The following is an 11,020-nucleotide window of genomic DNA, read 5'->3' on the forward strand; positions in this document are numbered from 1 at the left end:
TGCATATGGACGAGAGACACTGGCCTTTGTGGGAAGTCTTCATACGCGGGCAGCACGGCCTGGCGCACAAGCATGTGGGCAGCCTGCACGCGCCCGATGCCGAAATGGCATTGATGAACGCGCGCGACGTGTATACCCGCCGCAACGAGGGCACCAGCATCTGGGTGGTGCGGGCGGCGGACATCGTCGCCAGCGATCCGGACGACAAGCAGGCGTTGTTCGATCCGGCGCGCGGCAAGGTCTACCGGCATCCGACCTTCTTCCCGATGCCCGACGAAGTCAAACACATGTAGGCCCCGCGATGGATCGCTGTCTGTTCGATTTCGCGCTGCGCATGGGCGATACGACGCTGATACTGTCGCAGCGGCTGTCCGCGTGGTGCGGCCACGGCCCCATCCTGGAAGAAGACCTGGCCTTGACCAATACCGCGCTGGACCTGCTGGGGCAGGCGCGCCTGTGGTTGACGCTGGCCGGCGAGGCGGAAGGCGCCGGCCGCGATGAGGACCAGCTGGCCTATCTGCGCGATGCGCACGACTTCCGTAACGCGCTGCTGGTGGAGCGGCCCAACGGCGACTACGCCGATACGATGGCGCGGCAGTTCTTCTTCGACACCTGGCACTATTTCCTGCTGGAGCGGCTGGCCGCATCGTCCGAGCCGCGGGTCGCCGCCATCGCCGAAAAGTCGGTCAAGGAGGTCGCGTATCACGCGCGGCGTTCCGCCGACATCGTCGTGCGGCTGGGCGACGGCACCGATGAAAGCCATGCACGCATGCAGGCGGCGGTGGACCGCGCCTGGCCGTATACCGGCGAGCTGTTCGTCGACGACGATAGCGACGTGGAGGCGGCCCGCCGCGGCATAGGCTGTACGCTGGCCGGATTGCGCGCGCCGTGGCTGGCCCAGGTGCGCGCCGTGCTGGATGAAGCCACGCTGACCATGCCGCGGGAAGACCTGGCCGGCCATGCGGCCTATCGCGGCGGACGCCAGGGACGGCACAGCGAGGCGCTCGGTCCCTTGCTGGCGGAAATGCAGTTCCTGCAGCGCGCCTATCCGGGGGCGGCATGGTAGCCCCGGTGGCGCTGGACCGCATCGCCCGGTGCCTGGACGCCGTGCGCGATCCGGAGATGCCCGCCGTGTCCATCATGGACCTGGGCATCGTGCGCGATATCGCCTGGGAAGGGCCGGACGAGGCGCCCGTCTGCGTGGTCACCATTACCCCCACGTATTCGGGCTGTCCCGCCATGCGCGAGATCACGCAGGACATCGAGCGCGCGCTGCACGGACAGGGCATCGCCGCCGTGACGGTGCGCACGCGGCTGGCGCCGGCATGGACCACCGACTGGCTGTCCGAGCGGGGACGGCGGGCATTGCGGGCGGAAGGCATCGCGCCCCCGGTGGAACGCGCCATCGACGTGTCCGGCATCACGCGGCGCCTGTCGCCGGCCGTGCCGTGCCCGCATTGCGGCTCGACCGACACCCGCATGCTCAGCGGGTTCGGCGCGACCTCCTGCCGCGCGCTGCATCGCTGCAACGCGTGCCGGGAACCATTCGACTATTTCAAGTCCCATTGAGGGCCCGGACGTCATGGCCAGCTCTTTTCATCCGCTCAAGGTCGTCGACGTGGCGCGCGATACGCGCGACGCCGTGGTGTTGACCTTCGACCTGCCGCCCGCGCTGGCGGACGATTTCGCCTTCCGCCCCGGCCAGTATCTGACCTTGCGCACGCGGGTGGCCGGCGAGGAGTTGCGGCGCTCGTATTCGATCTGCTCCTCGCCGGGCGACGGCGTGTTGCGGGTGGCCATCAAGCGCGTGGACGACGGTGCGTTTTCCAACTGGGCCAACCGGGAGTTGCAGGCGGGCGCCATACTGGACGTGATGCCGCCGGACGGCGAGTTCACCGTCGAATTCGCGCCGCACCAGGCGCGCCACTACGTGGCTTTCGCCGTGGGCAGCGGCATTACGCCGGTGTACTCGCTGATCAAGACCGCGCTGGCCACGGAACCGGACAGCCGCTTCACGCTGTTCTACGGCAACCGTGCGTCGTCGTCCGTGCTGTTTCGCGAAGCGCTGGAAGACCTGAAGAACACCTATATGGCGCGGTTTTCGCTGTGCCACGTCATGAGCCGCGAAGCGCAGGACGTCGAACTGTTCAACGGCAGACTCGACGGCGTAAAAGTGGCCAGCCTGCTGACCCAGTGGCTCCGCGTGCGCGACGTCGATTATGTATTCCTGTGCGGGCCCCAGGCCATGGTGGAAGATGTCGTCCCCACCCTGGAGCGCCTGGGCTTTCCGCGCGAACGCATCAAGTTCGAGTTGTTCGGCGCGCCCCGCGCCGCGCGCGGACCGCGGCCACGTGCCGCCGCGCCAGGCCAGGCGCAGTGCCGCGTCACCGTCATACAGGACGGCCACAGCCGCGGATTTACCATCGACAAGAACCGCGACAGCGTGCTGGACGCCGCGCTGGCGCAAGGGATCGAGCTGCCTTATTCCTGCAAGGGCGGCGTCTGTTCCACCTGCCGCTGCAAGGTCGTGGAAGGGGAAGTCGATATGGACGCGAATTTCGCCCTGGAAGACTATGAAGTCGCCCGGGGCTTTGTGTTGAGTTGCCAGAGTTATCCGGTCAGCGACACGCTGGTGCTGGATTTCGACCAGGAAACCTGAGCGCCGGCCGGATGCCGGATCGGGCATGGGCGTGGAGCGCCGTGCCACCGCTGGAAAATTATCGAGGAGACCCCCGTGACCGCCAATATGACCGCCGATGTGGCCGCAACCCCCACCGCAGGCCCGAGCGCAGACTTTTTCGACCGCCACCGTGAGCTGTTGGACCGCGCCGTGCGGGCGACCGCCACGCGCGAATACTGGACGCCCTATCCGGAATCGCCCAGCCCGCGCAATTACGGCGAGACGGCCGGCGAGGCGGGACGGCAGGCTTTCGAAGCGCTGCGGGGCACCGATTTCCCGCTGCATATCGCCGGAGCGGACCGCATGGCCGGCGGCGAGCGGTCGCCGTTCGGCTTCGACCTGCACATCAGCTATCCGCGCCTGTCACCCGAGCAACTGGTGGCGGCCTCCAGCCGCGCCCTGGCCAGCTGGCGCCACGCCGGCCCGCGCGCCTGGGTCGGCGTATCGCTGGAAATCCTGCAGCGCCTGAACCGCGCCAGCTTCGAGATCGCCCATGCCGTCCAGCATACGACCGGGCAGGGTTTCATGATGGCCTTCCAGGCCGGCGGACCGCATGCGCAGGACCGCGGCCTGGAGGCGGTGGCCTATGCCTGGCAGGAAATGGCGCGCATTCCGGAACAGGTGCGATGGGAGAAACCGCAGGGCAAGCAGGACCCGCTGCGCATGGAAAAGCATTTCACCATCGTGCCGCGCGGCATCGCCCTGGTGATAGGCTGCTCCACATTCCCCACCTGGAACGGCTACCCTGGCCTGTTCGCCAGCCTGGCGACCGGCAACACGGTCATCGTCAAGCCGCATCCGACCGCCATCCTGCCGCTGGCCATCACCGTGCGCATCGCGCGCGAAGTCCTGGCCGAGGCCGGCTTCGATCCCGACGTGGTGCTGCTGGCGCCGCACGCGCTGGGCGACGATACCGCCCAGGTGCTGGCCACCCATCCGCGGGTAAAGATCGTCGACTTCACCGGCAGCAAGGCCAACGGCGAATGGCTGGAGCAGCATGCGCGGCAGGCCCAGGTGTACACGGAGAAGTCCGGCATCAATACGGTCATCGTCGATTCGGTCGATGACCTCAAGGGCATGGCGCGCAATCTGGCATTTTCCTTGACGCTGTACAGCGGGCAGATGTGCACGGCGCCGCAGAACATCTATGTGCCGCGCGACGGTATTCGTACCGCGACGGGTCGCGCCACGTTCGACGAGGTGGCCGGCGCCATCGCCGCCGCGCTGCAAGGCATGACGGCCGATGAGAGCAAGGCCGCCGACCTGCTGGGCGGCATCCAGGCGGACGCCACGCTGGCGCGCATCGATGAGGCGCGCGAACTGGGCCTGCCCGAATTGGCGCCCAGCCGCTCCATCGGTCATCCGCAGTTCGACGGGGCGCGTATCCGCACGCCTTTGCTGCTGCGCGCCGATGTGCATCATCGCGCCATCCAGCGCGAATGGTTCGGTCCTATCGCCTTTGTGATCGAAACCGACGACACCGCGCATAGCATCGCCCTGGCGCGCGACAGCGCCATCGAGCACGGCGCGCTGACCATGTCGGCCTACACCACGGACGCGGAGACCGCGCGGGCGATACGCGACGCTTCGGAAGAGGGCGGCGTCGCCCTGTCGCTGAACCTGACCGGCGGCGTGTTCGTCAACCAGTCGGCGGCCTTCAGCGATTTCCATGGTACCGGCGCGAATCCGGCCGCCAACGCGGCGCTGTGCGACAGCGCCTATGTGGCCAACCGCTTCCGCGTGGTGCAGGCGCGCTGGCATGTGTGATGCCGCGCGCCTTGGCGCGGTACGCCAGGGACCGCGCCTGGGCGCCGGCGTCGAAGGCCGGCGACAGCGCGGCGCGCATGACGGCAAACGCCGGCGACAGCGCACCGCGACGACGGCAAACGCCCATGGCAGCGGAACGCGACAATGAACGGAGACCCGCCAAGGAACACCATGACCACTTCCTACGAAGACATCCAATTCTCGCTGCGGGACGGCATCGCCCGCCTGACCCTGAACCGTCCGGACAAGCTCAATAGCTTCACCGCCCGCATGCACGGCGAGGTCGCGCACGCGCTGGACCAGGTGGAGCGCGCGCCCGCCCGGGTACTGCTGATCACCGGCGCGGGGCGCGGCTTCTGCGCCGGCCAGGACTTGAGCGAACGCCGCACCGCCCCTTGCGCGGCGCCGGTGGACCTGGGCGAAACCGTGGAAACCTACTACGCGCCGCTGGTGCGGCGCCTGCACGCCATGCCGCTGCCGGTGGTCGTCGGCGTGAACGGCGTGGCCGCGGGAGCGGGCGCCAATCTGGCGCTGGCCGGCGATATCGTCATCGCCAAGGAGTCCGCCAGTTTCATCGAAGCCTTTTGCCGGCTCGGCTTGATTCCGGATACCGGCGGTACGTATGTGCTGCCGCGGCTGGTGGGGCGGGCGCGCGCCCTGGGCATGGCCCTGCTGGGCGACCGCATCAGCGCGCGCCAGGCGGAACAATGGGGCATGATCTGGCAGTGCGTCGCCGACGACGCCTACGACGAAACGCTGGAGCGCCTGGTCCGACATTTCGCCAGCGCGCCGACCAAGGGCCTGGCCTATACCAAGCAGGCGCTGCATGCCAGCCTGGACCATACCCTGGACGAACAGCTGGCGCTGGAAGTGCGGATGATGCGCGAGCTGGGCCGCAGCGAGGACTACGCCGAAGGCGTCGCTGCTTTCCTCGACAAGCGCGAACCGCGCTTCAAGGGGCGATGATGAAGGACACGCATCAAAGCGCACCCGTCGATCCGCAGGCATTGGCCCGGACGGTCGCCGACGCGATGTACGCCGCGGACGCGGCCACGCAGGCGCTGGGCATGCGCCTGGACGCGGTTGGCGCCGGCCACGCCACGCTGACCATGCCGGTACGCGCGGACATGCTGAACGGCCATCGCACCTGCCATGGCGGCTTTATCTTTTCGCTGGCCGACAGCGCCTTTGCCTTCGCCTGCAATTCGCGCAACGTCAGCACCGTCGCGTCGGGCTGCACCATCGATTTCCTGGCGCCCGCGCGCGAGGAAGACGTATTGACCGCCACCGCGCAGGAGCGCTCGCTGGCGGGCCGTACCGGCGTGTACGACGTGACGGTTACCAACCAGGATGGCCAGGCGGTCGCGCTGTTCCGCGGCCGCTCGTACCGCATCAAAGGTCAGATCGTGGGCGATTGACCAGGGAAACACCGGGGACGGGCGTTCGCGATGCGCCCGGGCGACATAAAACAGATAACGGAGACTATCATCATGGCCACGCTCAGCAAGCCGGGACTCGATCCCATCGAACACGCCAGCCGCGACGAAATCCAGGCGTTGCAGCTACGCCGCCTGCAATGGACGCTGGCGCACGCGTACGCCAACGTGCCCCATTACCGCCAGGCCTTCGACGCGGCGGGCGTGCACCCCGACGACATGAAAGAGCTGGCCGACCTGGCGAAGTTTCCCTTCACCAGCAAGCAGCACCTGCGCGACAACTATCCCTTCGGCATGTTCGCCGTGCCGCGTGAACAGATCGCGCGCGTGCATGCGTCCAGCGGTACCACCGGCAAACCCACCGTGGTCGGCTACACGCGCGAGGACCTGGACAACTGGGCCAACCTGGTGGCGCGCTCCATCCGCGCCTCGGGCGGCCGCCCGGGCGACATCGTGCACGTGGCCTACGGCTATGGCCTGTTCACCGGCGGACTGGGCGCGCACTACGGCGCCGAGCGCCTGGGCTGCACCGTCATCCCGATGTCCGGCGGCCAGACCGAGAAGCAGGTGCAGCTGATCCAGGATTTCAAGCCGGACATCATCATGGTCACGCCCTCCTATTTCTGCAACATCCTCGAAGAGATGGAGCGGCAGGGCCTGGATCCGCGGGCCTCCTCGCTGCGGGTCGGCATTTTCGGCGCCGAACCATGGACCGGCCGGCTGCGCCAGGAGCTCGAAGCGCGCGCGGGTATCGACGCGGTGGACATCTACGGGCTGTCCGAAGTCATGGGCCCCGGCGTGGCGAACGAATGCGTGGAGGCGAAGGACGGTCCGGTGATCTGGGAAGACCACTTCTATCCGGAAATCGTCGACCCGGAAACCGGCCTGCCCGTGCCCGACGGCGAACCGGGCGAGCTGGTCTTTACGTCGCTGACCAAGCAGGCCATGCCGGTCATCCGCTATCGCACGCGCGATCTGACGCGGCTGCTGCCGCCCACCGCGCGCAGCATGCGACGCATGGGCAAGATCACCGGTCGCAGCGACGACATGCTGATCGTCCGCGGTGTCAATCTGTTCCCCACGCAGGTGGAGGAACTGGTGTTGAAGACCGGCCAGCTGGCGCCGCATTACCAGATGGTGCTGACGCGCGACGGCGCGCTCGATGCACTGGAAATCCTGGCCGAGCCCAGGCCCGAGCTGGAAGGCATGCCCGAGGCGGAAAGGGCGGCGCTGGGCGCTCAACTGGCGCATGCCGTCAAGGCCCACATCGGCGTCAGCGCGGCCGTCCGCGTACTGGAGTGCGGGCAGGTGGAGCGGACGCTGACCGGCAAGGCGCGCCGGGTGATCGACAAGCGGCCGAAGTAGCCGGCCGCCGGGCTTAGCGCAGGGTGTCGCGCACGATGCGCCGGTACCACACATGCAGCAGCGCGGCCGACAGTCCCAGCCCGAAAATCGCCATCAGCCACATGCTGCCGGCGCCGACCGGCGATCCCGGCAGCAGCAGCGTGCGCAGGCCGTCCAGATGGCCGCGCGCCGGGCCGAAGCCGAACAGCCAGCCGCCGCCCAGGCCGAACAGGCCCAGCGCGGCCACCTGCAGTACCAGCGGCACCACCGCTACCTTGTAGGCGCGCAGCAGATAGGAGTTGATGCACTGCATGGCGTCGCAAAGGTGGAACAGCGGTATCACCTGCAGCAGCGTGGCCGCCACCGCGGCGACTTCCAGGTTATCGGTATAGGCGCGCAGGATCAGCGGCTTGCCCGTCCACAGGACCATGGCCGTCAAGGCGGCGCCCGCCAGTCCCAGCGCCAGCCCGGCCATGCCGGTGCGATGCGCCAGGCCCGGCTGGCCGGCGCCGATGGCCTGGGCCGTCAGCGATGCGCTCGCCACGCCGATGGCCATGGGCATCATGTAGCACAGCGCGGCCAGATTGGACATGATCTGATGCCCGCCGATCACGAAGGTGCCTTCGCGCGCCACGAGCAGCGCCATGAAGGTGAAGGCGCATACCTCCACCAGATACGAACCGCCCATGGGCAGCCCCAGCCGCAGCAATTCCTTCTGCGCCGCCCACGCCGGCCGGCCGATGCGCAGCTTGAAGCGCTTGTAGAAACGATCCCGGCTGACGATCCACAGGCCGCCGCCCAGGCTCATCCACGACACCACCGCGGACGACAATCCGGCGCCCGCCGCGCCCATGGCCGGCAGACCCAGCTTGCCGTAGATGAACAGCCAGTTGAACATGGCCTTGAAGACGATGGCCGCCAGATTGATGCCCATGACCAGTTTCGGCCGCGACACCGCCGTCCCCAGGGCATAGATGGTGCGAAACACCAGCGACGCCGGCAGCGCCAGCGTCAGCGCCTGCAGATAGCTGGCCACGCGCGCCCGTACGTCGGGCGCCACGTCGCCCGACATCGACAGCCAGACATGGGGAAACAGCATCAGCGCGCCGCCCACCACGGAAAGCCCGATGGCCAGCCACACCCCCTGGCCCCACATGGCGCCGACGTCATGCATGCGCCCCGCGCCATATTGCTGCGCCAGGATGGGAATCAGGGCATGGATGACACCCATCAGCCCGACGAAAACCGTGATGTAGACCGAGGCGGACAGCGACATGGCCGCCAGGTCGTCGGGACTGGCATGGCCAGTCATCGCGGTATCCAGCACGCCGAAGGCAATCCCGGCCCATTGGCTGATCAGCACCGGCCAGGCCTGGCGCGCGATGGCGCGCACGGCGGCCCCGAAGGGCGCCTCGGTGGGCAGCGTCTGCGTCATCGCTGGGTGGGCGTTACGCGCAGCAGGCGGAACACTTCGCTGCGGTCGGACAGGCGTCCGCCCTGCCACAGCACGTCGGCGCCGTCGCTATAGGCGGCGGTGCCGTCGCGCAGGCTGCTGCGCGATGTCTGTTGCAGCACCAGCGTGCAGCGGTTGTCGTAGGGGAAATTCAAGTCGTCGAAAACCAGGAAAGATGCGCGCTGGCCATTGCCCAGGCCCAGGCCGCGTACGCATTCGCCGGGGCGCATGTTGCGTGCCAATGCCTCGGCCAGCTCGCCGGACACTTTGCGATAGCTGCGCGCATAGTCGACCGGCGGCTGCCACAGCAGCACCAGCAGGATCCAGGTCGCGGCCAGCCCGGCGGCCGACATGACCGTCCCGCGCCACAAGGCGGTCGGCCGCACGCGCAGGCGCCACGCCACCAGCAGAATCCAGCCCACGCTCACGGCGAGCGCCAGCGCGACCGCGATCCAGGAGATCTCCGGCACGTAGCCGGTGGTCTGGCGCTGGATATTGCGGGCGATCTTGGCGGGGAAGCCGAAGTTCAAGGCTATCCATCCCAGCCACACCGTGGCGGCAGTCAGGGAAAAGCACATCACCGCGAACCAGTCCAGCGTGTTGACCACGGCACGTCGCAGCGTGGGCAGAGAGAACGCCGCCAGGACGGCGCAAGGGATCACCAGCAGCGTGAATTCGGCTTCCGAGGGCTCGTCCGTGAAGACGATCATGATCAGCGGGCACACCAGCATGGCCAGCGGCAGCCAGACGTGCGGCGCGTAGCGCCATGCGCGCCAGCGCCACAAGGCCAGCAGCGCCAGCGGCCAGGTCGGCCACAGGTACCAGGGCAGGTCGCGCAGCGTGCGCAGCAGGTCGCCCAGTTCCGGCAGCGCGTAGTTATCGATGTTCCAGAGCTTCCAGTTGCGAACCCAATATTCACTGACCAGGGTGGCGGGTATCCACCACGCCAGCATGATGGCGGCGCACAGCACGATGGTCAGCAGCAGCCAGCGGCGCCGCGCCCAGAGCATGCTTTTGGGATGGAAGGCCATCGCGGCGCCCAGCATGATGGGCAGGGCGCCGACCCAGCCGCGCACCAGGAAGCTCGCGGCCAGCGCCAGGCCCAGGCTGACCGCGCCCACGCGTGGGCGGTCCAGCATGCGCGCCAGGGAATAGAAGGCGAAGGCCTGCGTCGCCATGACGGCCGGGATTTCCGAGGTTTCATGGACGCGCTGCAGGATGCCGACCGTCGCCAGCAGCAGCAGCAGCGCGGCGTCCGCCAGCATGCGGCCATAGTCGCGCACCGTGGGCTCGCCGCCGAAGGGCAGGGCCAGCGGTTGCGCCTCGGGACGGCGGCCCAGCAGATAGGTGCCGTACCACAGCGACGCGGTGGTAATGAAGAACCACAGCAGATTCGGCAGCCGGCCCGCCGTGATATCGCCGATCAGCGGACCGAACAGCCACATCGACGCGCCGCCCACCCAGGTGATGAGAGGGCCTTCCTCCGCATGGGCCAGGTGGCCCACCTGCGGCAGCAGCCAGGTATGCCCGCCGTCGCGCAGCGCCGTCAGCATCGTCGCCAGGCCCACCACGTCGTCGGTCTTCCACGGGTCCCGCATGAAAAGGCCGAACACGATGTAGGCGATCGCCAGCCCCAGCAGTACGAGCCGGGGCAGCTTGACGGTCGCCGGCGCGGTCAGCCGGGCGGGGGTGGTGCGGGATATGGGGGACACGGGGCGTACTGTACTGGATAGATGGCCGTGGTTCTGTCTCGGGATGTATGGCGGCGGAAAAAAAGCCCCCAGGCGCGCGGCCGCGCGGCCGGATTGGCGCCGGCTGGCGCTCACTGGCAAAAAAAAGCAGCCCGCAGGCTGCTTTTTTCGTGCGCGCCGATGGGCGTCAGCCGGCGGTCTTGGCGGCGCCGGTCGTGCGGGCGAAACGGGCGCGGAATTTTTCCACACGGCCGGTTTCTACGATGCGGGTCTGCGCGCCGGTATAGAAGGGGTGCGATTTGGACGTCACGTCGCACTTGAACAGCGGGTAGGTCTTGCCGTCCAGGTCGATGGTTTCGCGGGTCGTGATGGTGGAGCCGATGACGAACTTGTCGCCAGTCTGGACGTCCATGAATACCACTTCGCGGTATTCGGGATGGGTACTCTGCTTCATGGCTTTTTCCTGAGAATGCGGGTCGCCGGAGGATGGGTCACAGCGCGTCGGTCACGGTACCTGCATACCTAGTACCCCGGCGCAATCCACCACGTATCCAGAAAGAACTCGGCATTCTAGCCCGAATTCTTGCAGGTTCGCAAGAAGCAGGCTCGGGTTCAGGGTTCCCGGCCCATCCCCGGCCCATCCCCAGGC

11 protein-coding genes are annotated in these 11,020 nt (G+C 67.8%); 8 read left to right on the forward strand and 3 right to left on the reverse strand.

Annotation, left to right across the window (positions count from 1 at the left end; genetic code table 11):
- Positions 1-5: 5 nt before the first annotated feature.
- From paaB to paaK, 8 genes are all read left to right on the forward strand, one after another.
- Complete coding sequence (gene paaB, locus ACNA0R_RS26320) at positions 6-293, forward strand: 1,2-phenylacetyl-CoA epoxidase subunit PaaB (RefSeq protein ID WP_415829042.1); 288 nt, start codon at positions 6-8, stop codon at positions 291-293.
- An 8-nt stretch (positions 294-301) separates the two neighbouring features.
- A complete protein-coding gene (gene paaC / locus ACNA0R_RS26325) occupies positions 302-1,066 on the forward strand; it encodes a 1,2-phenylacetyl-CoA epoxidase subunit PaaC (RefSeq protein ID WP_415829034.1) in 765 nt (254 codons plus the stop codon).
- Positions 1,060-1,569, forward strand: a complete 510-nt coding sequence (gene paaD / locus ACNA0R_RS26330) for a 1,2-phenylacetyl-CoA epoxidase subunit PaaD (protein ID WP_415829035.1) — start codon at positions 1,060-1,062, stop codon at positions 1,567-1,569. The genes paaC and paaD overlap by 7 nt, the downstream gene beginning before the upstream one ends.
- Positions 1,570-1,582: 13 nt before the next feature.
- On the forward strand, positions 1,583-2,659 hold the full coding sequence (paaE, locus tag ACNA0R_RS26335; RefSeq protein ID WP_415829036.1) for a 1,2-phenylacetyl-CoA epoxidase subunit PaaE: 1,077 nt from the start codon (positions 1,583-1,585) through the stop codon (positions 2,657-2,659).
- Positions 2,660-2,746: 87 nt separating this feature from the next.
- Positions 2,747-4,447, forward strand: coding sequence for a phenylacetic acid degradation protein PaaN (gene paaN, locus ACNA0R_RS26340; protein ID WP_415829043.1), 1,701 nt, complete (start codon positions 2,747-2,749; stop codon positions 4,445-4,447).
- Between the two features lie 171 nt (positions 4,448-4,618).
- The gene (paaG, locus tag ACNA0R_RS26345; protein WP_415829037.1) at positions 4,619-5,413 is read left to right on the forward strand and encodes a 2-(1,2-epoxy-1,2-dihydrophenyl)acetyl-CoA isomerase PaaG; all 795 of its coding nucleotides are present in this window, start codon (positions 4,619-4,621) and stop codon (positions 5,411-5,413) included.
- Entirely contained in the window at positions 5,410-5,865 is a 456-nt protein-coding gene (gene paaI, locus ACNA0R_RS26350; RefSeq protein WP_415829038.1) for a hydroxyphenylacetyl-CoA thioesterase PaaI, read from the forward strand. Before paaG ends, paaI begins: the two co-directional genes overlap by 4 nt.
- Positions 5,866-5,934: 69 nt before the next feature.
- On the forward strand, positions 5,935-7,248 hold the full coding sequence (gene paaK, locus ACNA0R_RS26355; RefSeq protein WP_415829044.1) for a phenylacetate--CoA ligase PaaK: 1,314 nt from the start codon (positions 5,935-5,937) through the stop codon (positions 7,246-7,248).
- Positions 7,249-7,261: 13 nt separating this feature from the next.
- Here paaK and ACNA0R_RS26360 read toward each other — a convergent pair whose 3' ends face one another.
- From ACNA0R_RS26360 to ACNA0R_RS26370, 3 genes are all read right to left on the reverse strand, one after another.
- Entirely contained in the window at positions 7,262-8,662 is a 1,401-nt protein-coding gene (locus tag ACNA0R_RS26360) for an MATE family efflux transporter (RefSeq protein ID WP_415829039.1), read from the reverse strand.
- Positions 8,659-10,392 (reverse strand): ArnT family glycosyltransferase, encoded by a 1,734-nt coding sequence (locus ACNA0R_RS26365; RefSeq protein ID WP_415829040.1) that lies wholly within the window; start codon positions 10,390-10,392, stop codon positions 8,659-8,661. The genes ACNA0R_RS26360 and ACNA0R_RS26365 overlap by 4 nt, the downstream gene beginning before the upstream one ends.
- 166 nt (positions 10,393-10,558) lie before the next feature.
- Complete coding sequence (locus ACNA0R_RS26370) at positions 10,559-10,825, reverse strand: type B 50S ribosomal protein L31 (RefSeq protein ID WP_415829041.1); 267 nt, start codon at positions 10,823-10,825, stop codon at positions 10,559-10,561.
- Positions 10,826-11,020 lie beyond the last annotated feature (195 nt).

It is taken from the genome of Bordetella sputigena (assembly GCF_965137885.1).
GTDB classification, from domain to species: domain Bacteria; phylum Pseudomonadota; class Gammaproteobacteria; order Burkholderiales; family Burkholderiaceae_B; genus Bordetella_C; species Bordetella_C sputigena.

What these genes read in the sequence shown, in the direction of transcription:
- paaB (WP_415829042.1), top strand. Translation starts at nt 6, where the DNA reads ATGGACGAGAGACACTGGCCTTTGTGGGAAGTCTTCATACGCGGGCAG.
- paaC (WP_415829034.1), top strand. Translation starts at nt 302, where the DNA reads ATGGATCGCTGTCTGTTCGATTTCGCGCTGCGCATGGGCGATACGACG.
- paaD (WP_415829035.1), top strand. Translation starts at nt 1,060, where the DNA reads ATGGTAGCCCCGGTGGCGCTGGACCGCATCGCCCGGTGCCTGGACGCC.
- paaE (WP_415829036.1), top strand. Translation starts at nt 1,583, where the DNA reads ATGGCCAGCTCTTTTCATCCGCTCAAGGTCGTCGACGTGGCGCGCGAT.
- paaN (WP_415829043.1), top strand. Translation starts at nt 2,747, where the DNA reads ATGACCGCCGATGTGGCCGCAACCCCCACCGCAGGCCCGAGCGCAGAC.
- paaG (WP_415829037.1), top strand. Translation starts at nt 4,619, where the DNA reads ATGACCACTTCCTACGAAGACATCCAATTCTCGCTGCGGGACGGCATC.
- paaI (WP_415829038.1), top strand. Translation starts at nt 5,410, where the DNA reads ATGATGAAGGACACGCATCAAAGCGCACCCGTCGATCCGCAGGCATTG.
- ACNA0R_RS26360 (WP_415829039.1), bottom strand. Translation starts at nt 8,662, where the DNA reads ATGACGCAGACGCTGCCCACCGAGGCGCCCTTCGGGGCCGCCGTGCGC.
- ACNA0R_RS26370 (WP_415829041.1), bottom strand. Translation starts at nt 10,825, where the DNA reads ATGAAGCAGAGTACCCATCCCGAATACCGCGAAGTGGTATTCATGGAC.